This window comes from Pseudomonas sp. NFPP25 (genome assembly GCF_900116505.1).
Classification (GTDB): domain Bacteria; phylum Pseudomonadota; class Gammaproteobacteria; order Pseudomonadales; family Pseudomonadaceae; genus Aquipseudomonas; species Aquipseudomonas protegens.
In genome coordinates, this window is the sequence record NZ_FPBG01000006.1 from 219,578 (window position 1) to 241,505 (window position 21,928).

Genomic DNA, 21,928 nt, shown 5'->3' on the forward strand with positions numbered 1-21,928 from the left:
CGGGAGTATATAGCTCCCGCGCCCGGTTTCATAATCGACCTGCCCCGAAGGCGGCCGTCTAGCGGGTCTTGCCTTCGCTTAGGGTCAGCTCCTCCTTAGCAAAATCATCCACATCGATGACCTTGCGCCGCGCCGCCTCGGCCTCGTGCAGGCTCTGGGCCTCGGCGGCCTGCAGCACGCCGGCTTCCAGCGCCGCGTCGATGGCCGATTCGCCGGCAGCCGGTTTGACCTGGCCGCTTTTCAGCGCTTCGTGGAGCTTCTTGTGCAACGGGTGCACGGCGCTCAGCAGGTTGCTGGCATGTTGCAGGGCGCCCACCGGGTCGTCCTTGGATTGCGGGCGGTAGCAGCCGGCAAGCACCGCTTCCAGGGCCGGATCGCCCTGGGCTCGACCGATGATCGCCGCCACTTCGGCATCCAGCTGGTCCGATGGCCCGGTATGGCGACGGCCGAAGGGGAACACCAGCACCCGCAGCACGCAACCGAACACCCGGTTGGGGAAGTTGCTGAGCAACTCGTCCAGGGCCCGTTCGGAATGCCCGAGGCTCTCTTCCATGGCCCAGGCCAGCAGGGGGCGCAGGTATTCCGGGGAGTCCAGGTCGTGGTAGCGCTTGAGCGCTGCCGACGCCAGGTACAGGTGGCTGAGCACATCCCCCAGGCGGGCGGAAAGGCGTTCGCGGCGTTTGAGTTCGCCCCCCAGCAGCATCATCGAGAAGTCCGCCAGCAGGGCGAAGGCCGCGGCCTGGCGGTTCAGGGCACGGAAGTAGCCCTGGCTGACCTTGTCTCCCGGAACGTGTTCGAAGTGGCCCAGGCCGAGGTTCAGCACCAGGGTGCTGGCGGCGTTGCTCACGGCGAAACCTATGTGCTTGAGCAGCAGGGCGTCGAACTCCTGCAGCGCCTGGTCGTGGTCTTCGCGACCGGCCAGGGCCATTTCCTTGAGCACGAACGGATGGCAGCGGATTGCCCCCTGGCCGAAGATCATCAGGTTGCGCGAAAGGATGTTGGCGCCTTCCACGGTGATGAAGATCGGCGCTCCTTGCCAGCTGCGGCCCAGGTAGTTGTTGGGGCCCATGATGATGCCCTTGCCGCCGTGCACGTCCATGGCGTGGCTGATGCACTCGCGGCCGCGCTCGGTGAGGTGGTACTTGAGGATCGCCGACAGCACCGAGGGTTTTTCCCCCAGGTCCACGGCGTTGGCAGTGAGCATGCGTGCACTGTCCATCAGCCAGGCATTGCCGCCGAGGCGGGCCAGAGCCTCCTGGATGCCCTCGAAGGCGGCGAGGGGCACGTTGAACTGCTCCCGCACCTGGGCGTACTGGCCGGTCACCAGGCTGGTGAATTTGGCGGCGCCGGTGCCCACCGCGGGCAGGGAGATCGAACGGCCCACGGACAGGCAATTCATCAGCATCATCCAGCCCTTGCCGAGCATTTCCTGGCCGCCGATGAGGAAGTCCAGGGGAATGAACACGTCCTTGCCGGAGTTCGGGCCGTTCATGAAGGCCGCGCCCAGGGGCAGGTGGCGGCGACCGATATCCACCCCGGGGGTGTCGGTGGGGATCAGTGCCAGGCTGATGCCCAGGTCTTCCTGGTCGCCCAGCAGGTGGTCCGGGTCATGGGCCTTGAAGGCCAGGCCGAGCAGGGTGGCCACCGGGCCCAGGGTGATGTAGCGCTTTTCCCAGTTCAGGCGCAGGCCCAGGGTTTCTTCACCCTGCCATTGGCCTTTGCAGATGATCCCGGTGTCGGGCATGGCCCCTGCATCGGAGCCGGCCAGGGGACCGGTGAGGGCGAAGCAGGGAATGTCGTCGCCCCGGGCCAGCCGCGGCAGGTAGTGATTGCGCTGTTCGTCGGTGCCGTAGTGCAGCAGCAGTTCGGCCGGGCCCAGGGAGTTGGGCACCATCACGGTGGAGGCCAGGTCGCCGCTGCGGGTGGCCAGCTTCATGGCCACCTGGGAGTGGGCGTAGGCCGAGAAGCCCTTGCCGCCGAACTCCTTGGGAATGATCAGGGCAAAGAAACCGTGCTCCTTGATGTGGGCCCAGGCTTCGGCCGGCAGGTCCATGTGCTGGCCGATCTGCCAGTCGCTGACCATGGCGCACAGCTCCTCGGTCGGGCCGTCGATGAACGCCTGCTCTTCTTCGGTCAACTGGGCCTTGGGGTAGGCCAGCAAGGTATTCCAGTCGGGGCGGCCACTGAACAGCTCGCCGTCCCACCAGACGGTGCCGGCATCGATGGCATCGCGCTCGGTCTGGGACATCGGCGGCAGAACCTTCTGGAACCAGCTGAACAGCGGCGCACTGAAATACTTGCGCCGCAGATCGGGCAGCAGCAGAGGGACGGCGACCGCTGCCAGCAGCACCCAGAAAATCAGCAGCAGCCAGCCGGGGGCACGGCTAAAGGCGCCCATGGCCAAGAGGTAGATGGCGACCACGCCGAGGGCGGGCAGGGGGGCGGTACGGCGATGGGCCAGGTAGGCCACTGCGAGCACCAGAACCAGTATCCACAACAACAGCATATTCAATCCTCCGTGAAACCAGGGGTGAAATCACCCTCAGAGCGTAGTCGGCCTTCGACAGCGCGGGTGAGCAGGGCAGTGCGGGTGCAATGCAAGTCTGTATCTTGCGGGCCGGGCCCGGTTGATCGTGGGGGCCATGATCTTTGGCCGATACGTCGTTATCACTGGAGCGGACGCCTCGATAGACTCAGGCTTCCTCTCGGAGGTCATGCCCATGCACGAGTACCTGCGTCCCAGCCGCTTCATCGATAGTGACCACCCGGCGGTGGTGGAGTTCGCCGAAACTCATCGCGGTGCCAGCCGCGATCCCCGACAGCAAGCCGTCAGCCTCTATTACGCGGTGCGCGAGGCCGTACGCTACAACTTCTACAGTTTCAGCCGTGATCCCCAGACCTTGCGCGGCAGCCATGCCCTGGCCACCGGCGAGAGCTATTGCGTGCCCAAGGCCACCTTGCTCGCCGGTTGTGCCCGGCATTGCGGGATACCGGCGCGCATCGGCCTGGCCGATGTGCGCAATCACCTGTCCACACCCAGGCTGCTGGAGCTGCTGCGCAGCGATGTGTTCGCCATGCACGGCTACACCGAGTTCTATCTGCAGGGTCGTTGGGTCAAGGCCACGCCGGCGTTCAACCGGCAATTGTGTGAAATGTTCGATGTGGCGCCGCTGGATTTCGACGGCCTGGAGGACAGCGTTTTCCAGCCTTTCAATCGCCAGGGCGAACAGTCGATGGAGTACCTGGTGGACCACGGGCAGTTTGCCGACGTGCCGCAGGAGCTGTTTTTCGGCCACCTGGAAAAATGCTACCCGCACCTGTTCGACGCGCAGCAGCCGCAAGTGCTGGCAGACCTGCGCGGCGATTTGAGTCGCGGCTGATCAGGCGTAGACTGCCCCGGCATTCATTACTGAGGGATGGTCATGCTGAAGATCTGGGGTCGCAAGAACTCGTCGAATGTCAGGAAGGCACTCTGGTGCGCGCAGGAACTGGGGCTCGCCTATGAGTCCCTGGACGCCGGCGGCGCCTTTGGGGTGGTGGACACCCCGGCGTACCGGGCGCTGAACCCCAACGGCCGGATTCCACTGATTGAAGACGGCGACTTCGTGCTTTGGGAGTCCAATACCATCGTGCGCTACCTGGCTGCGCGCTACGCCGCCGATAGCCACTGGTACCCGGCCGACGTGCAACTGCGGGCCAGCGCCGAGAAGTGGATGGACTGGACCACCTCGACCTTCGCTGAACCCTTCCGGCATCTGTTCTGGGGCGTATTGCGCACCCCGGCCGAGCAGCAGGACTGGGCGCAGATCAACGCCGCCAAGGCCACGTGTGCCGAGCTGCTGGCGCGGGTCGATCAGGCCCTGGGCGAGCAGCCTTACCTGTCCGGGCAGGAGATCGGCGTGGGCGACATTCCCCTCGGCAGTTTCATCTACGCTTGGTTCGAGATGCCCATCGAGCGTCCTTCCATGCCCCATCTGCAAGCCTGGTATGAGCGCTTGAAACAGCGCCCGGCCTATCGCCAGGCCGTGATGACCGCGTTGACTTAATACCCACTATCGATACAGGTGACTGTACTTGCACGACGCAGGCACGCAACATGGCGGGCGTCCGGCGTCGTTGCAATCGGCTCGGGCCGCCCTTACTTATAAAATTCCCCCTTCTTGGTGCATGAATCCGATATGAGTTCCGCTCTGTCCATCCGGCAGCTAACCAAAACCTACGGCAACGGTTTCCAGGCCCTGAGTGGTATCGATCTGGATGTCGCCGAAGGTGACTTTTTCGCCCTGCTCGGCCCTAACGGGGCCGGCAAATCCACCACCATCGGCATTCTCTCGACCCTGGTGAACAAGACCAGCGGTACGGTGAGCGTCTTCGGCCACGACCTGGATCGTGAGCCGGCGGCGCTCAAGCGTTGCATCGGCGTGGTGCCGCAGGAATTCAACTTCAACCAGTTCGAGAAAACCTTCGACATCGTCGTGACCCAGGCCGGCTACTACGGCATTCCGGCGAAGATCGCCAAGCAGCGCGCCGAGCAGTACCTGACCCAGCTCGGCCTGTGGGACAAGCGCGATGTGCCTTCGCGTTCCCTGTCCGGTGGCATGAAGCGGCGCCTGATGATCGCCCGCGCGCTGGTGCATGAACCGCGCCTGTTGATCCTTGACGAACCTACCGCCGGGGTCGATATCGAGCTGCGCCGTTCCATGTGGAGCTTTCTTACCGAGCTCAACCAGAAAGGCATCACCATCATCCTCACCACCCACTACCTGGAAGAGGCTGAGCAACTGTGCCGCAACATCGGCATCATCGACCACGGCACCATCGTCGAGAACACCAGCATGCGCCAGTTGCTCAGCCAACTGCATGTGGAGACTTTCCTCCTCGACCTGAAGAACGACCTGAGCGTGGCGCCGCAACTGGCCGGCTATCCGACCCGGCTGGTGGACAGCCATACCCTGGAGGTCCAGGTGGACAAGGCCGTGGGCATCACCGCGCTGTTCGGCCAACTGGCCCTGCAGAACATCGAGGTGCTGAGCCTGCGTAACAAAACCAACCGTCTTGAGGAGTTGTTCGTGTCCCTGGTGGAGAAGAATCTGTCGAAGGTGGCGGTATGAGTTCGGAGTTCAAACCCAACCTGGTGGCGCTCAACACCATTGTCTATCGCGAAGTCCGGCGCTTCACCCGGATCTGGCCGCAGACCCTGCTGCCCCCGGCCATCACCATGGTCCTGTACTTCGTCATCTTCGGTAACCTGATCGGCCGGCAGATCGGCGACATGGGTGGTTTCACCTACATGGAGTACATCGTCCCGGGGCTGATCATGATGTCGGTGATCACCAACTCCTACGGCAACGTGGTATCGAGCTTCTTCGGCAGCAAGTTCCAGCGCTCCATCGAGGAGTTGATGGTCTCGCCGTTGTCGCCCCATACCATTCTCATCGGCTACACCTTGGGCGGGGTGCTGCGGGGGCTGATGGTGGGGGTCATCGTGACGCTGCTGTCGCTGTTCTTCACCACGCTGCAGGTGCACCACCTGGGCATCACGGTGCTGGTGGTAGTGTTGACCGCGACCATCTTCTCGCTGCTGGGCTTCATCAACGCAGTCTTTGCACGCAACTTCGACGATATCTCGATCATCCCGACCTTCGTGCTGACGCCCCTGACCTACCTGGGCGGGGTGTTCTACTCGATCAACCTGCTGCCGCCGTTCTGGCAGACGGTGTCCCTGGCCAACCCGGTGCTGCACATGGTCAACGCCTTCCGTTTCGGCATCCTCGGGGTGTCGGACATCAAGATCAGCATCGCCATTACCTTCATGCTGGTGGCCACCCTGGTGCTGTATATCGGTTGCGCCCGGCTGCTGGTGAGCGGGCGCGGCATGCGTCAGTAAATGCCTTTAGTGCGTCATGCAAACGGCCTCCCTCGGGAGGCCGTTTTCGTTGGTCACTGCCGTTGCTGCTTGCGCCTGGACCATTGGCGCGCGACCCACCAGCGCCAATAGAGCATGGTCAGGCAATAGGCAGTGGCCCCCAGCACCAGCCCGGCCACCACCGAGCCGAGGAGGAAGGGTTGCCACAGGGTTGCCAGCTGGCTGCTGATCCACTCCCAGGTCAGCTCGTCGGGCAGGGTGCGCGGCGGCACGTTCATCAGCCAGGCCCCCAGTTGGTAGGTGCAGAAGAACACCGGCGGCATGGTGATGGGGTTGGTCAACCAGACCAGGCTGACACTGATGGGCATATTGCCGCGCAGCCAGATGGCCAGTACCGCAGCCAGCAACATCTGCATTGGAATGGGAATAAAGGCGGCGAACAGGCCCACGGCCATGGCCCGGGCCACCGAGTGTCGATTGAGGTGCCAGAGGTTGGCGTCATGCAGCAGGGTGCCGAGAAAGCGTAAGGACTTGTGTTCCCGGATGCTGGTCGGATCTGGCATGTAACGTTTGAATAAGCGCCGGGGCATAAGGCTTCTCGGTCGGGTCAGGCGACGATTATGACCGGATTCTAGTCGGCGAAAATTCAGACATTGTGACAAATGATAAAGCCGCGCTGCCCATCCTCGACTAAGCCAAGAGTATGAACTCCCAAGGAGGGGTGGGCGGATGCGTAGCGCAATGCTGGCGCTGGCTGCGGGGCTGCTGGCGCTGGGTTTCATGCCGGCCTTGCCCCCAGGCTGGCTGCTGCTGTGTATGGCGATACTGGCCTTGATGCTGTTGCCGTTTCGTACACATCCGGTGGCATTTTTCCTGTTCGGTTTCACCTGGGCCTGTGTCTCCGCGCAGTCGGCCCTGGATGATCGCCTGGCGCCGCGCCTGGAGGCACAGACCCGCTGGCTGGAGGGGCGGGTGAGCGGCCTGCCGGAGCAGGCGGGCGGCGTGGTGCGTTTCGAGCTGGAAGATGCCCAGGCCCGCCGTGAGCGGCTGCCCCGGCGCATGCGGCTGGCCTGGCATGAGGGCCCGGCGCTCAAGAGTGGCGAGCGCTGGCGGCTGGCGGTCAAGCTTCGCCAGCCGATGGGTTTGTTGAATCCCCAGGGCTTCGATTACCAGGCTTGGCTGCTGGCGCGCCGTATCGGCGCCACCGGCACGGTCAAGGCCGGGCAGTTACTGGCACCGGCCCCGCAGGCCTGGCGGCAAGGCTTGCGCCAGCGCTTGCTAGAGGTCGAGGCACAGGGGCGCGGTGCGGGGCTGGCGGCGCTGGTGATGGGCGACGGTTCCGGCCTGACGCGGCAAGACTGGCAGCTGTTGCAGGACACCGGCACCGTCCACCTGATGGTGATTTCCGGGCAGCACATCAGCCTGCTGGCTGGGGTGATCTATTTCGCGGTGGCCGGGCTGGCCCGCCATGGTCTCTGGCCCGAGCGCTTGCCGTGGTTGCCCTGGGCCTGTGCCCTGGCCTGGCTCGGCGCCCTGGGCTACGGCCTGCTGGCGGGGTTCGATGTGCCAGTGCAGCGCGCCTGTGTGATGGTCGCCCTGGTACTGCTCTGGCGCATGCGCTTTCGCCATCTGCGGGCCGGCTGGCCCCTGCTGCTGGCGTTGAATGCGGTGTTGCTGGCCGAGCCGCTGGCCAGCTTGCAGGCGGGGTTCTGGCTGTCCTTTGCCGCAGTGGCAATCCTGATCTTGATCTTTGCCGGGCGCCTGGGGGCGTGGAGCTGGTGGCAGGGCTGGACCCGGGCCCAATGGTTGATCGCCATTGGCCTGCTGCCGCCGTTGCTGGCTCTGGGGCTGCCTATCAGCCTCAGCGGGCCGCTGGCCAATTTGCTGGCGGTGCCCTGGATCAGCTTTCTGGTGTTGCCGCAGGCTTTGCTCGGCAGCCTGCTGCTGCCGGTGCCTTATGTGGGTGAGGGCCTGTTGTGGCTGGCCGGTGGATTGCTGGACGGGTTGTTCCGCTTGCTCGGATTGATTGCCGGTGGGTGGCCGGCCTGGGTGCCGCCGCAGATCCCTCTGTGGCTATGGGGCATGAATGCTCTGGGCTGCCTGTTGCTGCTGTTGCCCAGGGGCGTGCCCATGCGGGTTCTGGGTTGGCCGCTGTTGCTCCTGGCGGTCTGGCCACCCCTGGCGCGCGTGCCCGAAGGCGAGGTGGAGGTCTGGCAGCTGGATGTGGGGCAGGGCCTGTCATTCATCCTGCGTACCCGTGATAACGCCCTGCTGTATGACGCTGGCGCGCGGGTCGCCGAATTCGACCTGGGAGAGCGAGTGGTAGTGCCGACCCTGCACAGGCTCGGCATCCGGCGGCTGGACCTGATGCTGCTCAGCCATGCCGACAACGACCATGCCGGTGGCGCCCAGGCGGTGCAGCGCGCAATGCCCGTGGGCGAGGTCCGCGGAGGCCAGCCCGAAGCCTTGCCCGCGGGCCTGCAGGCAAGGCCTTGCGACAGTGGGCTGAGCTGGGTGTGGAATGGCGTGCGCTTTCGCCAGTGGCAATGGGCAGCGGCGACCGACGGCAATCAGGCCTCGTGCGTGCTCCAGGTCGAGGCTGCCGGCGAGCGCCTGCTGCTCACCGGGGACATCGACGCCCGTGCCGAGCGAGCCTTGCTCGACAGCCCGCTGGCGGTGCGGACCCACTGGCTGCAGGCCCCCCATCACGGCAGCCGTACCTCTTCATTCATGGCCTTGCTGCAACGGCTGGCCCCCGACGCGGTGCTGATTTCCCGTGGGCGGGGCAATGCCTTCGGCCACCCCCATCCTCAAGTGCTGGCACGCTATCGGCGCCTGGACATGGCAATTTATGACAGTGCCGAACAGGGTGCCCTGAGGCTGCAACTGGGGGCCTTCGGGGCGGCGCATGGGCTTCGCGAGCAGCGGCGATTCTGGCGTGAGCCGCCCACAATGCCTTAAATAACCGTGGGTTATTAAAGCCTGTGAGCATGCGACATCACGGTCTTCGGTGCGTCCGGCCCCTATGTTAGAGTGGCGCACTTTTTCGAGGGGGCTGTCACTGTGTGGGAATTGGTCAAATCCGGCGGCTGGATGATGTTGCCGATCATTCTGAGTTCCATTGCTGCCGTGGGCATCATTGCCGAGCGTCTGTGGACCCTGCGGGCCAGCCGTGTCACCCCGCCCCACCTGCTGGGGCAGGTCTGGCGCTGGATCAAGGACAAGCAGCTGAATAAGGAAAAGCTCAAGGAACTGCGCGCCGATTCGCCCCTGGGCGAGATTCTGGCGGCGGGCCTGGCCAACTCCAAGCATGGCCGCGAGATCATGAAGGAATGCATCGAAGAGGCTGCCGCCCGGGTCATCCATGAGCTGGAGCGCTACCTCAACGCCCTCGGCACCATTGCCGCCATGGCACCGCTGCTGGGGCTGCTGGGCACCGTGCTGGGCATGATCGACATCTTCAGTTCGTTCATGGGCTCGGGCATGACCACCAACGCGCACATCCTCGCAGGCGGTATTTCCAAAGCCCTGATCACCACCGCCGCCGGCCTGATGGTGGGCATTCCCTCGGTGTTCTTCCACCGATTCCTGCAACGCCGGGTCGATGAACTGGTGGTGGGCATGGAGCAGGAGGCGATCAAGCTGGTGGAAGTGATCCAGGGCGACCGCGATGTCGATCTGGCCGAGGGCAAAGCGTGAAATTCCGTCGCAAGCCCCGGGAAACCGTGGACATCAACCTGGCGTCGTTGATCGACGTGGTGTTCATCCTGCTGCTGTTCTTTGTTGTCACCACCACCTTCACCCGGGAAACCGAGCTGCGGGTCGACCTGCCGGAAGCGGTCAGCGGCTCGCCGGCCGAAGACCAGCAGGTCAAGCAACTGGATATCGCCATCAGCGCCGACGGCGTGTTCTCGGTGAACAACCAGGTCCTGCCCAAAAATGACCTGGAGACCTTGATCGAGGCCCTGCAGAAGGAGTCGGCGGGCGACACCAACCTGCCGCTGTCCATCAGCGCCGACGGCAAGACCCAGCATCAAGCGGTGATCACTGCCATGGATGCAGCCGGCAAGCTCGGTTTCAGCCACCTGCGCATGACCACCGTCGAGGCGGACCCGGCACCCTGATGGCACTTTCCGATCGCCTGCTCAATGCCTGGTACAACGGCCACCCCGCGCTGAAACTGCTGCGCCCCCTGGAATGCCTGTATCGCCGAGTGGTGACGGGCAAGCGCCAGCGCTTTCTTGCCGGTGAGGGGGCGATCTATCAACCACCTGTGCCGCTGATCGTGGTGGGCAACATCACCGTCGGCGGCACCGGCAAGACGCCGTTGATCCTGTGGCTGGTGGAGCACTGCCAGCGCCTCGGATTGCGGGTCGGGGTGGTCAGCCGCGGCTACGGTGCCAAGCCGGCGCAACTGCCCTGGCGCGTCAGCGCCGAAGATTGCGCCGCGGTGGCCGGTGATGAGCCGCTGCTGATCGTCCAGCGCTGCGGCGTGCCGCTGATGATCGATCCGGATCGCGGCCGCGCCGTACAGGCCCTACTGGCCGCCGAGCCGCTGGACCTGATCCTGTCCGACGACGGCCTGCAGCACTACCGCCTGGCCCGTGACCTGGAGCTGGTACTGATCGATGCCGCCCGCGGCCTGGGCAACCGCCGCTGCCTGCCTGCCGGGCCGCTGCGCGAGCCGGCGGAGCGTTTGCAGAGCGTCGACGCGGTGCTCTACAACGGCGCAGTTGATGACCGTGACGAGGGGTTCGCCTTTCATCTCAAGCCCTCGGTGCTGGTCAACCTGCGCAGTGGAGAGCGCCGTGCGCTGGAGCATTTCGCCCCCGGCCAGGCGCTGCATGCGGTGGCGGGCATCGGCAATCCCCAGCGTTTCTTCAACACCCTTGAAACGCTACACTGGCGGCCTGTTCCCCATGCATTTGCCGATCACGCTCAATACAGTGCGCAGGCCTTGACCTTCACCCCGTCATTGCCGCTGGTCATGACCGAGAAAGATGCGGTCAAGTGCCGGGCTTTCGCGGCAGACGACTGGTGGTACCTGGCGGTCGATGCCCAGCCTTCGCCGGCCTTCGTCGCCTGGTTCGATACTCAGTTGATGCGCCTGCTGCCTGATCGTCTGCTGCCTTAATTCGCTTTTATCCAGGGAATCCTCATGGACACCAAACTGCTCGACATCCTCGCCTGCCCGATCTGCAAAGGCCCCCTCAAACTCAGCGCCGACAAGACCGAGCTGATCAGCAAGGGCGCGGGCCTTGCCTATCCGATTCGCGATGGCATCCCGGTGATGCTGGAAAGCGAGGCGCGCACCCTGACCACCGAAGAGCGCCTGGACAAATGAGCAGCGCCTTTACCGTTGTCATCCCGGCGCGCTACGCCTCCACTCGCCTGCCAGGCAAGCCGCTGCAACTGATCGCTGGCAAGCCGATGATCCAGTGGGTCTGGGAACAGGCGCGCAAGAGCAGCGCCGAGCGGGTCGTGGTGGCCACCGATGATCAGCGCATCGTCGAGGCCTGCCAGGGCTTTGGCGCCGAGGCGCTGCTGACCCGGGAAGATCACAACTCCGGCACCGACCGGCTGGCGGAAGTCGCCGCCCAGCTGGGCCTGGCCGCGGATGCGATCGTGGTCAACGTACAAGGCGACGAGCCGTTGATCCCGCCGTCGGTGATCGATCAGGTAGCGGCCAACCTGGCAGCCCACACCGAAGCGCGCATGGCCACCCTGGCCGAGCCGATCGAGGACGTGCAGACCCTGTTCAACCCCAATGTGGTCAAGGTGGTCAGCGACCTCAACGGCCTGGCCCTGACCTTCAGTCGCGCCACCTTGCCCTGGGCTCGGGATGCCTTTGCCCAGAGTCGTGAGCAACTGCCCGAAGGCGTGCCTTATCGCCGTCACATCGGCATCTATGCCTACCGCGCCGGCTTTCTTCACGACTTCGTCAGTTGGGGCCCGTGCTGGCTGGAAAACACCGAATCCCTGGAGCAACTGCGTGCCCTGTGGCATGGCGTGCGGATCCACGTGGCCGACGCCCTGGAAGCACCGCCTACCGGCGTCGATACCGCCGAAGACCTTGAGCGCGTTCGGCGCCTGCTGGAGGCCTGATGCGGGTTCTGTTCGTCTGCCTGGGCAATATCTGCCGCTCGCCCACCGCCGAAGGCGTGCTGCGCCGCAAGTTGCACGAGGCCGGCCTGGGTGACCAGGTGCAAGTCGCCTCTGCGGGCACCAGCGACTGGCACATCGGCAAGGCCCCGGACAAGCGCAGCCAGCAGGCTGCCTTGCGGCGCGGCTACGACCTGTCGGCACAACGGGCGCAGCAGGTCGGCAGCGCCGATTTCGCTGCCTATGACCTGATCTTCGCCATGGACCAGAGCAACCTGCGCAACCTCAAGGCCCTGCAACCGGCTCGGGGCAAGGCCGAGCTGGACCTGTTCCTGCGTCGCTACGAGGCGGCGCTGGATGAAGTGCCGGATCCGTACTACGACGGCGAGCAGGGTTTCGAGCAGGTGCTGGACCTGATCGAGGATGCCTGCGACCGGCTGGTGGTCGAATTGAAGGGGCGGCTATGACCCTGGACATTCAGGCCGATGTGTCCCTCAAGCCGTTCAACAGCTTCGGGGTCGAGGTCAAGGCGAAGTGGTTTGCCCAGGCCCACAGCGATGACGAGGTACGCGAGGCCCTGGCCTATTGCGCTACCCACCAGTTGCCGCTGCTGGTGATCGGCGGCGGCAGCAACCTGCTGCTGACGGCGGATATCCAGGCCCTGGTGCTGCGCATGGCCACTCGTGGCATTCGCCTGCTCAGCGATGACGGGCAGCGGGTGGTGGTCGAGGCCGAGGCCGGGGAAACCTGGCATCCCTTTGTCCAGTGGACCCTGGAGCAGGGCCTGTCCGGGCTGGAGAACCTGAGCCTGATTCCCGGCACCGTCGGCGCCGCACCGATGCAGAACATCGGCGCCTATGGGGTGGAGATCAAGGACGTGTTCGCCGGCCTGACCGCCCTCGATCGGCAGACCGGCGAGCTGCGGGAATTCGACCTGGCGCAGTGTCAGTTCGCGTACCGCGACAGCCTGTTCAAGCATCAGGCCGGTCGCTGGTTGATCCTGCGGGTGCGCTTTGCCCTGAACCGTGTCGATCACCTGCACCTGGAATACGGTCCGGTGCGCCAGCGCCTGAGCGAGCAGGGCATCGAACAGCCGACGGCCAGCGATGTCAGCCGGGCGATCTGCAGCATCCGCAGCGAGAAGCTCCCGGACCCTGCGGTGCTGGGCAATGCCGGCAGCTTCTTCAAGAACCCGGTGGTGCCGGCGGCACTGGCGGCGCAGATCAAGCAGTCGCATCCGGGGCTGGTGGGTTACCCCCAGGCCGATGGGCAGGTGAAGCTGGCGGCCGGTTGGCTGATCGAACAGGCGGGCTGGAAGGGCTTTCGCGAGGCGGATGCCGGGGTCCATCGCTTGCAATCGCTGGTGCTGGTCAACTATGGCGGCGCCAGCGGCCTGCAGTTGCTGGAACTGGCGCGGCGGATCCAGCGCGATATCGCCGAGCGTTTCAGTGTCGAGCTGGAGATGGAGCCCAACCTCTATTAGCGAGAGCCGGCTTGCGGTGGATAGCAAAAAGCCTTGCCTGGCTGACGTTCGGGCAAGGCTTTTTTGTTAATTGCGGCTTAACTTAGCAGGCTAAGAATCAGCTTTCTGCTGTTCCCAAAGGCCCGGTGAAGCCTGTCTTCACAAGAGAGCCCGATTAGCCTGAGCCGATCTGCGTGCACCGCAGCCGCGGTACTGCACGGCGGATGACTCGACCCCATCACTCAGAAAATGCGGGCGTGCCCATGATTACCCTGAAGCTCAACGGTCAAGATCATCAACTGGACGTCACCGAGGACATGCCGCTGCTGTGGGCTATCCGCGACGTGGCGGGCTACAACGGTACCAAGTTCGGCTGCGGCATGGGCCTGTGCGGCGCCTGTACGATTCATATCGACGGCGACCCGGCGCGCAGTTGCATCACGCCGATAGGCTCGGTGCAGGGCAAGAACGTCAGCACCATCGACAACCTGCATACCGACCCGGTAGGGCAGGTGGTGCAGCAGGCCTGGCTGGATACGGCGGTGGCCCAGTGCGGTTACTGCCAGGGCGGGCAGATCATGTCGGCCACTGCCTTGCTCAAGGTTCACCCCAACCCCAGCGACGAGCAGATCGAAGAGGCGATGCTCGGCAATATCTGCCGCTGCGGTACTTACAACCGGATCAAGACCGCGATCCGCCAGGCTTCCAGCCATCTGCAGGAGGCCAAGGCATGAACCGCCTACCGCAGGATTTTGCCCTGAGCAACCTCAGCCGCCGGGGCTTTCTCAAAGGTGTGGGGGCCACTGGAGCCCTGGTGCTGGCTGCGAGCTGGGGCTGGCAGGAAGCCTTTGCCGAGGCCAAGAAATTCGGTGCCGACGGCATGCCCCACGGCTGGGTCGATGACCCCAAGGTCTACGTGAGCATTGCCAGCGACGGCAGCGTCACGGTGATCTGCAATCGCTCGGAGATGGGCCAGGGCGTGCGCACCAGCCTGAGCATGGTGGTGGCCGATGAACTGGACGCCGACTGGGCGCAGGTCAAGGTTCGCCAGGCACCGGGTGACGAGGTGCGTTTCGGCAACCAGGACACCGACGGCTCGCGCAGCATGCGTCATTGGTACGAGCCCATGCGCCGCTGTGGCGCGGCTGCGCGGACCATGCTGGAACTGGCCGCCGCTGCGCAGTGGCAGGTGCCATTGGCGCAGTGTCGGGCGCAGTTGCACAAGGTGGTTCACCAGCCCACCGGGCGTGAGCTGGGCTATGGCGCCCTGGCCGCTGCGGCAGGCGCCCTGGCGGTGCCTGCCCGGGATAGCCTGCGCCTGAAGCAGCCCGGGGAGTTCCGCTACATCGGCAAGGAGGCCACCCGGGCCATCGATGGCCAGGACATCGTCAACGGCCGTGCGGTGTACGGCGCCGATGTGCATTTCGACGGCATGCTGTTCGCGGCGGTGGCGCGGCCCCGGGTGTATGGCGGCAAGGTCAAGTCGGTGGATGACAGCGCAGCCTTGAAGGTACCGGGGGTGATCAAGGTCATGCCCATCGACAGCCGCCCCTTGCCTTCGGAGTTCCAGCCCCTGGGCGGCGTGGCTGTGGTGGCGAGCAACACCTGGGCGGCGATCAAGGGCCGCGATGCCTTGAGGATCGAGTGGGAGGATGGTGCCAACGCTGGCTACGACTCCATCCAATACCGCAAGCAACTGGAGGCGGCGGCGCGGCAACCGGGCAAGGTGGTGCGCAGTACCGGCAACCTGGATGAGGCCCTGAAGGGTGCCGAGAGCAGCCTGGAGGCCAGCTATTACCTGCCGCACCTGGCCCAGGCGCCGATGGAGCCGATGGTGGCCGTGGCGCGATTCCAGGACGGTCGCTGCGAGGCGTGGGCACCGAGCCAGGCGCCACAGGTGACCCGCGAGCGAATCGCCGAACGCCTGGGGATCGGCTTCGAGCAGGTCACGGTGAACGTCACGCTGCTGGGCGGCGGCTTCGGGCGCAAGTCCAAGCCCGACTTCATCCTGGAGACGGCGATCCTGGCCAAGGCCTTTCCCGGCAAGGCGGTGCGGGTGCAGTGGACCCGCGAGGACGATATCCACAACTCCTACTTCCATACCGTGTCGGCGGAATACCTCAAGGCCGGGCTGAACAAGGACGGCCTGCCGGCGGCCTGGCTGCACCGCACCGTGGCGCCGAGCATCACCGCGCTGTTCGCCCCGGGGATGAATCACGAAGGCGCCTTCGAGCTGGGCATGGGCTTTACCAACATGGCCTACGCGATTCCCAACGTGCGCCTGGAAAACCCCGAGGCCGCGGCCCATACCCGGGTCGGCTGGTACCGTTCGGTGTCGAACATTCCCCATGGCTTCGCGATCCAGAGTTTTGTCGACGAACTGGCCCACAAGGCCGGCCAGGATCCGCTGCAGTACCAGCTCAAGCTGCTGGGGCCGGATCGTCAGATCGACCCCCGAACCCTGAGCGAGGAGTGGAACTACGGCGAATCCCCCGAGCGCTACCCCATTGATACCGGGCGCCTGCGCACGGTGCTGGAAACCGCGGCCAAGGCGGCCGGCTGGGGGCGCTCGCTGCCCAAGGGACGCGGTCTGGGGCTGGCCGTGCACTACAGCTTCGTGACCTATGTGGCGGCGGTGATCGAGGTGGAAGTGAAGGACGATGGCACGCTGATCGTGCATCAGGCCGATATCGCCGTGGATTGCGGCCCGCAGATCAACCCCGAGCGTATCCGCTCGCAATTCGAAGGGGCTTGCGTCATGGGCCTGGGCAATGCGGTGCTGGGGGAGATCAGCTTCAAGGAGGGCAAGGTCCAGCAGGACAATTTCCATATGTACGAAGTGGCGCGCATGTCCCTGGCGCCGAAACAGGTGCAGGTGCACCTGGTGACGCCGCCGGGGGACGTGCCCCTGGGCGGGGTGGGAGAGCCCGGTGTGCCGCCGATTGCGCCGGCCCTGTGCAACGCGATCTTCGCCGCCACCGGCAAGCGCATACGCAACCTGCCGGTGCGCTACCAGTTGCAGGGCTGGCAGCAGGCGAGCGCCTGATGGACAGCGTCGACCTGAATGTCCTGCGCAGTGTCCTGGAATGGCGGCGCGCCGGGCGCGGCGTGCTGCTGTACAGCGTGGTGCAGACCTGGGGCAGCGCGCCGCGGCCACCCGGCGCCATGCTGGCCTTGCGCGACGACGGGGTGGTGATCGGCTCGGTGTCCGGAGGCTGTATCGAGGATGACCTGATCAGCCGCCAGGGCGATGGGCGCCTGTCTCGCCACGGGCCGCCGGTGCAACTGGTGACTTACGGCGTGACCCTGGAGGAAGCGGCGCGATTCGGCCTGCCCTGTGGCGGCACCTTGCGCCTCACCGAAGAGCGGGTTGGCGACCCGGCCTGGGTCGCCGAATTGCTCCAGCGCTGCGAGGCACACCAGATCGTGGCCCGGGAGCTGAACCTGGGCACCGGCCAGGTGCTGCTCAAGACGGCGAACCGCGGCGATGAATTGGCGTTTGACGGGGTCACCCTGCGGGCGATCTACGGACCGCGCTGGCGCTTGCTGCTGATCGGCGCCGGGCAGTTGTCGCGCTATGTGGCGCAGATGGCCCGCTTGCTGGATTTCGAAGTGCTGATCTGCGATCCGCGCCAGGAGTTCGTGCATGGCTGGGAGGGGCAGGATGGACGTTTTGTCGCCGGGATGCCCGACGATGCGGTGCTGAGCATCGAGCCCGACGAGCGCACGGCAGTGGTGGCCCTGACCCATGATCCGCGCCTTGATGACATGGCGCTGCTGACGGCGCTCGACTCCCGGGCATTTTACGTCGGCGCCCTGGGTTCCCGGGCCAACAGCCAGAAACGCCGGGACAATCTGGCGCTGCTGGGTCTTTCGGCGCAGGCCATCGAGCGCTTGCACGGGCCGGTCGGATTGCCCATCGGCAGCCATACGCCGGCGGAGATTGCCTTGTCGTTGCTGGCGGAAATCGTCGCGCTGAAAAATGGCGTCGAACCGCTGCAGAAGAAGCTCCCGGTGCGAGTGGCGGAGACGGTGAGGTGAGCCGCAAGCCTTGCGCGATCATCCTGGCGGCGGGGCAGGGCAGGCGTTTTCGCCAGGTGGCCGGGGCCGGGCAGGACAAGCTGTTGGCGCCCTGCCGCGGGCGTGACGGGGTGCAGCGGCCGGTGCTGGAGCAGGTGCTGGTGAGCCTGCCGGTGGACGTTGCCCAGCGAGTGCTGGTGACCACGGCGGATCGACCCCAGGTGGCGGATCTGGCGCGTGCCTACGGTTGTCAGGTACTGGTGCTGGACTCCGTGGGCATGGGGCATAGCCTGGCCGCGGCAGTGGCTGCCTGCGCCGATGCCCATGGCTGGATGGTCTGGCTGGGGGACATGCCCTTTATCCTGCCCGCCACCGCCAGTCGGGTGATGGAAGCAATGACCGAGGAGGGCATCAGCGTGCCGCGGCTGGGGGATGAGTTGGGTCATCCGGTGGGCTTTGGCCGGTCTTATGGCGCAGCGTTGCAGGGCCTGTCTGGTGATCGGGGAGCCCGGCCGCTGTTCGCTTCGGGGCGGGTGGTGGAAGTTCCGGTGACGGATCCGGGGGTGACCTGGGATGTGGACGTTCCGCAGGCGTTGCTGTTTCCGGATTGTCAGGTGCTCCAGGTATAAAAAAGCCCCGCCCGGTTACCCGGGCGGGGCTTTTTCATGGGCTGTTGGAATCAGGCGAGAGGTTTAGGCTCGTGCTGTTCTTCCTCGGCATGCGCAGCGTGCTCGACAGCGCGCGGTGCTTGCTCGGCCACAGGGGCCGCTTCTTCCACTGCAGGTTCGGCCACTGGCGCCGGTGCAGTCTCTTCGGCTGGCGCAGGGGCGGCCTCGACCACCTCCGGCGCTTCTACCGGAGCCGGCTCGGCGGTCACCACGGCTTCAGCCGGAGCAGCGGCAGCCAGCTCGGCTTCCTTCTGCAGGCGCTCGGCTTCACGCTTGCGGCGACGCACTTCGCGTGGGTCGTTCGGTGCACGGCCATTGCTGGTCAGGGTGCTGACCGGCGCGGCTTCAGCTTCGACAGCGGGTGCGGGCTCTTCGGCCACCACTGGTGCTGCAACCGGAGCCGGCTCTTCAACCTGGGCAGGCTGCTGGGCCGCTACAGGCTCTTCAACCACCACTGCTGGCTCGGCAACCGGGGCTGGCGCAGGGGCTTCCTGAACCGGCTCGATGGCCTTTTCTTCAACCACTGGCGCCTGGGCTACAGGTTCTGCTGCCGGTTGTTCGGCAACCACAGGCTGGGCTTCGACAACCACGGCCGGTTCGGCAGCCACTTCAACCTGAGCCTGCTCTTCAGCCACTGGAGCCACTTCCACTGCAGGAACCACTGGGGCTTCTACCGGCGTGGTGGCTTCAACCACTGGGGCTTCCGGAGCCTTGTCTTCTACAGCGGCAGTCGCACGTTCGGCTTGCTGGTGAGCTTCGGCTTCAGCGTTGGCGCTGATGGCGGTGCTGGCAACCGCGGCAGTTACCGCAAGGCCGGCAGCCAGATCGGCGCTGCTTGGCTCTTCGGCGTTTTCTTCCGAGCCTTCGATCACATTGCCGTTGGCATCACGTTGGCGCTCGCGACGGTTGCTGCGACGACGCTGGCCGCGGGAGCGACGACGTGGACGTTCGCCTTCGGCGTTGTCCTGGCCGTCTTCCTGCAGTTGCTCTTCGTTCGGCAGCGCTTCTTCTTCGCTGGCGGCAGCGGCTTGAGCCTGTTCGGCACGTGGTTGGCGCTCTTCACGTGGCGCACGTGGCTGGCGCTCTTCGCGAGGCTGGCGCGCCGGACGTTCTTCGGCAACAACGGCGGCGGTAGCAGCGGCTGCAGCTGGAGCGGCGTCCAGAGGCTCGCGCAGTTCACGCACACGTTCTTCACGCTCGCCACGTGGCTTGCGCTCTTCACGCGGGGCGCGTGGCTGGCGTTCTTCGCGCGGTGCACGGGGTGCGCGTTCTTCGCGGGCTACCGCTTGAACTTCTTCACGGGCTTCGCGAACTTCGCGTGGCTGACGCTCTTCCCGTGGTGCGCGTTCTTCACGCGGGGTACGTTCTTCGCGCGGCTTGCGCTCCTCATCGCGGCGACCGTTACGGTTGCGGCTCTGCTGGCGGCCATTGCGACGCTGTTCTTCGTTGCTGCGAGCAGGGCGCTCGGTCACTGGCTTCTCGACCACGACCGGTGCGGCTGGCTCTTCCTTGGTAGCGAACAGGCTGACCAGGGACTTCACCAGGCCTTTGAACAGGCTTGGTTCGGCCACTGGAGCCGGTGCAGCTACAGGGGCAGCGACGACTTCGGTCGGAACCGGAGCGTTGGCGCGGGCCGGGGCAGTCTTCACTGCCGCTTCCTGGCGAACCAGGGTGCGGGTGGCGGCGGTTGGCTGGACTTCTTCGGCTTCGGCGGCGGCCGCTGCGATTTCGTAGCTGGACTGGTTGGTGTTGGCTTCCGGGCTGTCATCACGCAGGCGCTGAACTTCGAAGTGTGGCGTTTCGAGGTGATCGTTCGGCAGGATGACGATGCGGGCGCGGGTGCGCAGTTCGATCTTGGTGATCGAGTTGCGTTTTTCGTTGAGCAGGAAAGCGGCGACCGGAATCGGCACTTGGGCGCGCACTTCGGCGGTGCGGTCTTTCAGGGCTTCTTCTTCGATCAGGCGCAGGATCGCCAGGGACAGCGACTCGACATCACGGATGATGCCGGTGCCGTTGCAGCGCGGGCAGACGATGCCGCTGCTTTCGCCCAGGGATGGACGCAGGCGCTGACGGGACATTTCCAGCAGGCCGAAGCGCGAGATGCGGCCGATCTGCACGCGAGCGCGGTCGGCTTCCAGGCATTCGCGGACTTTTTCTTCCACGGCACGCTGGTTCTTGGCCGGGGTCATGTCGATGAAGTCGATGACGATCAGGCCGCCGATGTCACGCAGGCGCAGTTGGCGAGCGATTTCTTCCGCTGCTTCCAGGTTGGTCTGCAGGGCGGTTTCTTCGATGTCGCTGCCTTTGGTGGCGCGGGCCGAGTTGATGTCGATGGACACCAGGGCTTCGGTCGGATCGATGACGATGGAGCCGCCGGAAGGCAGTTCGACCACGCGCTGGAAAGCGGTCTCGATCTGGCTTTCGATCTGGAAACGATTGAACAGCGGCACGCTGTCTTCGTACAGCTTGATCTTGCTGGCGTACTGCGGCATCACCTGGCGGATGAAGGTCAGGGCTTCGTCCTGGGCTTCAACGCTGTCGATCAGCACTTCGCCGATGTCCTGGCGCAGGTAGTCGCGGATCGCGCGGATGATCACGTTGCTTTCCTGGTAGATCAGGAATGGCGCGGAACGATCCAGGGACGCTTCCTTGATGGCGGTCCAGAGTTGCAGCAGGTAGTCGAGGTCCCACTGCATCTCTTCGCTGCTGCGGCCCAGGCCGGCAGTGCGCACGATCAGGCCCATGTCGGCGGGTGCCACCAGACCGTTCAGCGCTTCACGTAGTTCGTTGCGCTCTTCGCCTTCGATGCGGCGGGAGATACCGCCGGCACGCGGGTTGTTCGGCATCAGTACCAGGTAACGACCGGCGAGGCTGATGAAGGTGGTCAGGGCGGCGCCCTTGTTGCCACGCTCTTCTTTCTCGACCTGGACGATGACTTCCTGGCCTTCGCTCAGGACGTCCTTGATGTTGACGCGGCCTTCGGGGGCTTTCTTGAAGTATTCGCGGGAGATTTCTTTGAGGGGCAGGAAGCCGTGGCGCTCAGAGCCGAAATCGACAAAGGCAGCCTCCAGGCTTGGTTCGATGCGAGTGATGCGGCCTTTATAGATGTTGGCCTTTTTCTGCTCGCGGGCTCCGGACTCGATGTCCAGGTCGTAGAGGCGCTGGCCGTCTACCAGAGCAACACGCAACTCTTCGGGTTGAGTTGCGTTAATCAGCATTCTTTTCATGTAGTACCGTCGGTTTCCGGGCTGCCGGAAACGGCGTTCGGCACACACGACTTCTCACGGTCGGTGTCAGGTGCGTCAGGAGTGGTTGACCACTCGAGTGTCTAGCGAGGTTCGTCCGGGTAACTAAGAACGAAGTCGCGACTTACGCGTCCTGCTTGCTGTGGTGACTAAGGCACCGCTTAAGCAAAAGTCTGTCAGGAGGAGGAATCAACCGGCGACTGTGGACGAGATGAAGCGTCTTGATAAAGCCTAATGCTACACAGTCCGACGGTTGTGCATCTCCACCCTACACGTATCCCTGATAATTCGGGTGCTGCCGCGCGCAGAATCCGCAGCGGGTTGGCATTTACCGTGAACTCCGAAAGGGGAGGTCACGCATCATGGCTAAAGGCGTTGTTTCCGCAACTTTCGCTCGGGATCGTTTGTCGCTGACTGCACTTTGTGAACTGGCCGTTAATCGCTGCGTAAAAGGCGAGTAGTCACTCTGCTTTCTACGGGTTTCAGGCCTCATGTCACCTGCGCTTGTTACAACGCCGAACTCTTCCGTTAGATAGTGAAAACTGCGTAGGACGGCCTTGCGTCC

Annotated in this window: 19 protein-coding genes; 16 read left to right on the top strand and 3 right to left on the bottom strand. The window is 64.7% G+C overall.

Annotated features, from left to right (window positions below; genetic code table 11):
- Window positions 1-58: 58 nt before the first annotated feature.
- Window positions 59-2,506, bottom strand: a complete 2,448-nt coding sequence (locus tag BM382_RS24145; protein WP_011060093.1) for an acyl-CoA dehydrogenase — start codon at window positions 2,504-2,506, stop codon at window positions 59-61.
- A gap of 214 nt (window positions 2,507-2,720) precedes the next feature.
- On the opposite strand from BM382_RS24145, the gene BM382_RS24150 reads away from it, so the two are divergent.
- From BM382_RS24150 to BM382_RS24165, 4 genes are all read left to right on the top strand, one after another.
- On the top strand, window positions 2,721-3,380 hold the full coding sequence (locus BM382_RS24150) for a transglutaminase-like domain-containing protein (RefSeq protein WP_011060094.1): 660 nt from the start codon (window positions 2,721-2,723) through the stop codon (window positions 3,378-3,380).
- Between the two features lie 42 nt (window positions 3,381-3,422).
- Window positions 3,423-4,046 (top strand): glutathione S-transferase family protein, encoded by a 624-nt coding sequence (locus BM382_RS24155; RefSeq protein WP_011060095.1) that lies wholly within the window; start codon window positions 3,423-3,425, stop codon window positions 4,044-4,046.
- Window positions 4,047-4,178: 132 nt separating this feature from the next.
- On the top strand, window positions 4,179-5,111 hold the full coding sequence (locus tag BM382_RS24160) for an ABC transporter ATP-binding protein (RefSeq protein WP_011060096.1): 933 nt from the start codon (window positions 4,179-4,181) through the stop codon (window positions 5,109-5,111).
- The gene (locus BM382_RS24165) at window positions 5,108-5,887 is read left to right on the top strand and encodes an ABC transporter permease (RefSeq protein ID WP_011060097.1); all 780 of its coding nucleotides are present in this window, start codon (window positions 5,108-5,110) and stop codon (window positions 5,885-5,887) included. The genes BM382_RS24160 and BM382_RS24165 overlap by 4 nt, the downstream gene beginning before the upstream one ends.
- A 53-nt stretch (window positions 5,888-5,940) precedes the next feature.
- On the opposite strand, the gene BM382_RS24170 is transcribed toward BM382_RS24165, so the two are convergent.
- Window positions 5,941-6,456, bottom strand: a complete 516-nt coding sequence (locus BM382_RS24170; protein WP_015634695.1) for a DUF2062 domain-containing protein — start codon at window positions 6,454-6,456, stop codon at window positions 5,941-5,943.
- A gap of 139 nt (window positions 6,457-6,595) precedes the next feature.
- On the opposite strand from BM382_RS24170, the gene BM382_RS24175 reads away from it, so the two are divergent.
- The 12 genes from BM382_RS24175 (at window position 6,596) to BM382_RS24230 (ending at window position 18,079) form a co-directional block, all read left to right on the top strand.
- The gene (locus tag BM382_RS24175; RefSeq protein ID WP_072444190.1) at window positions 6,596-8,827 is read left to right on the top strand and encodes a DNA internalization-related competence protein ComEC/Rec2; all 2,232 of its coding nucleotides are present in this window, start codon (window positions 6,596-6,598) and stop codon (window positions 8,825-8,827) included.
- Between the two features lie 102 nt (window positions 8,828-8,929).
- Complete coding sequence (locus BM382_RS24180; protein WP_011060100.1) at window positions 8,930-9,565, top strand: MotA/TolQ/ExbB proton channel family protein; 636 nt, start codon at window positions 8,930-8,932, stop codon at window positions 9,563-9,565.
- Window positions 9,562-9,990, top strand: coding sequence for an ExbD/TolR family protein (locus BM382_RS24185; RefSeq protein ID WP_011060101.1), 429 nt, complete (start codon window positions 9,562-9,564; stop codon window positions 9,988-9,990). Before BM382_RS24180 ends, BM382_RS24185 begins: the two co-directional genes overlap by 4 nt.
- Window positions 9,990-11,000 carry a tetraacyldisaccharide 4'-kinase gene (gene lpxK / locus BM382_RS24190; protein ID WP_015634697.1) on the top strand — a complete coding sequence of 337 codons (1,011 nt, stop codon included), beginning with the start codon at window positions 9,990-9,992 and terminating at the stop codon, window positions 10,998-11,000. Before BM382_RS24185 ends, lpxK begins: the two co-directional genes overlap by 1 nt.
- Before the next feature lie 24 nt (window positions 11,001-11,024).
- Window positions 11,025-11,210, top strand: coding sequence for a Trm112 family protein (locus BM382_RS24195; RefSeq protein ID WP_011060103.1), 186 nt, complete (start codon window positions 11,025-11,027; stop codon window positions 11,208-11,210).
- Window positions 11,207-11,971: a 3-deoxy-manno-octulosonate cytidylyltransferase gene (gene kdsB, locus BM382_RS24200; RefSeq protein WP_011060104.1), complete on the top strand. Its 765-nt coding sequence runs from the start codon at window positions 11,207-11,209 to the stop codon at window positions 11,969-11,971. Before BM382_RS24195 ends, kdsB begins: the two co-directional genes overlap by 4 nt.
- Window positions 11,971-12,435, top strand: a complete 465-nt coding sequence (locus BM382_RS24205; RefSeq protein ID WP_015634698.1) for a low molecular weight protein-tyrosine-phosphatase — start codon at window positions 11,971-11,973, stop codon at window positions 12,433-12,435. The genes kdsB and BM382_RS24205 overlap by 1 nt, the downstream gene beginning before the upstream one ends.
- Complete coding sequence (gene murB / locus BM382_RS24210) at window positions 12,432-13,451, top strand: UDP-N-acetylmuramate dehydrogenase (RefSeq protein ID WP_011060106.1); 1,020 nt, start codon at window positions 12,432-12,434, stop codon at window positions 13,449-13,451. Before BM382_RS24205 ends, murB begins: the two co-directional genes overlap by 4 nt.
- Window positions 13,452-13,693: 242 nt before the next feature.
- Window positions 13,694-14,164: a (2Fe-2S)-binding protein gene (locus tag BM382_RS24215; protein WP_011060107.1), complete on the top strand. Its 471-nt coding sequence runs from the start codon at window positions 13,694-13,696 to the stop codon at window positions 14,162-14,164.
- Window positions 14,161-16,476, top strand: a complete 2,316-nt coding sequence (locus tag BM382_RS24220) for a xanthine dehydrogenase family protein molybdopterin-binding subunit (protein WP_072444188.1) — start codon at window positions 14,161-14,163, stop codon at window positions 16,474-16,476. Before BM382_RS24215 ends, BM382_RS24220 begins: the two co-directional genes overlap by 4 nt.
- Complete coding sequence (locus BM382_RS24225) at window positions 16,476-17,471, top strand: XdhC family protein (RefSeq protein WP_019092974.1); 996 nt, start codon at window positions 16,476-16,478, stop codon at window positions 17,469-17,471. The genes BM382_RS24220 and BM382_RS24225 overlap by 1 nt, the downstream gene beginning before the upstream one ends.
- Window positions 17,468-18,079, top strand: coding sequence for a nucleotidyltransferase family protein (locus BM382_RS24230; RefSeq protein ID WP_053149852.1), 612 nt, complete (start codon window positions 17,468-17,470; stop codon window positions 18,077-18,079). The genes BM382_RS24225 and BM382_RS24230 overlap by 4 nt, the downstream gene beginning before the upstream one ends.
- 50 nt (window positions 18,080-18,129) lie before the next feature.
- On the opposite strand, the gene rne is transcribed toward BM382_RS24230, so the two are convergent.
- Window positions 18,130-21,345 carry a ribonuclease E gene (gene rne, locus BM382_RS24235; protein ID WP_072444187.1) on the bottom strand — a complete coding sequence of 1,072 codons (3,216 nt, stop codon included), beginning with the start codon at window positions 21,343-21,345 and terminating at the stop codon, window positions 18,130-18,132.
- Window positions 21,346-21,928 lie beyond the last annotated feature (583 nt).

Bases quoted from the DNA above. Each gene is read 5' to 3' on its own strand.
- BM382_RS24145 (WP_011060093.1), bottom strand. From the start codon at position 2,506: ATGCTGTTGTTGTGGATACTGGTTCTGGTGCTCGCAGTGGCCTACCTG.
- BM382_RS24150 (WP_011060094.1), top strand. From the start codon at position 2,721: ATGCACGAGTACCTGCGTCCCAGCCGCTTCATCGATAGTGACCACCCG.
- BM382_RS24155 (WP_011060095.1), top strand. From the start codon at position 3,423: ATGCTGAAGATCTGGGGTCGCAAGAACTCGTCGAATGTCAGGAAGGCA.
- BM382_RS24160 (WP_011060096.1), top strand. From the start codon at position 4,179: ATGAGTTCCGCTCTGTCCATCCGGCAGCTAACCAAAACCTACGGCAAC.
- BM382_RS24165 (WP_011060097.1), top strand. From the start codon at position 5,108: ATGAGTTCGGAGTTCAAACCCAACCTGGTGGCGCTCAACACCATTGTC.
- BM382_RS24170 (WP_015634695.1), bottom strand. From the start codon at position 6,456: ATGCCCCGGCGCTTATTCAAACGTTACATGCCAGATCCGACCAGCATC.
- BM382_RS24175 (WP_072444190.1), top strand. From the start codon at position 6,596: ATGCGTAGCGCAATGCTGGCGCTGGCTGCGGGGCTGCTGGCGCTGGGT.
- lpxK (WP_015634697.1), top strand. From the start codon at position 9,990: ATGGCACTTTCCGATCGCCTGCTCAATGCCTGGTACAACGGCCACCCC.
- BM382_RS24195 (WP_011060103.1), top strand. From the start codon at position 11,025: ATGGACACCAAACTGCTCGACATCCTCGCCTGCCCGATCTGCAAAGGC.
- kdsB (WP_011060104.1), top strand. From the start codon at position 11,207: ATGAGCAGCGCCTTTACCGTTGTCATCCCGGCGCGCTACGCCTCCACT.
- BM382_RS24205 (WP_015634698.1), top strand. From the start codon at position 11,971: ATGCGGGTTCTGTTCGTCTGCCTGGGCAATATCTGCCGCTCGCCCACC.
- murB (WP_011060106.1), top strand. From the start codon at position 12,432: ATGACCCTGGACATTCAGGCCGATGTGTCCCTCAAGCCGTTCAACAGC.
- BM382_RS24215 (WP_011060107.1), top strand. From the start codon at position 13,694: ATGATTACCCTGAAGCTCAACGGTCAAGATCATCAACTGGACGTCACC.
- BM382_RS24220 (WP_072444188.1), top strand. From the start codon at position 14,161: ATGAACCGCCTACCGCAGGATTTTGCCCTGAGCAACCTCAGCCGCCGG.
- BM382_RS24225 (WP_019092974.1), top strand. From the start codon at position 16,476: ATGGACAGCGTCGACCTGAATGTCCTGCGCAGTGTCCTGGAATGGCGG.
- rne (WP_072444187.1), bottom strand. From the start codon at position 21,345: ATGAAAAGAATGCTGATTAACGCAACTCAACCCGAAGAGTTGCGTGTT.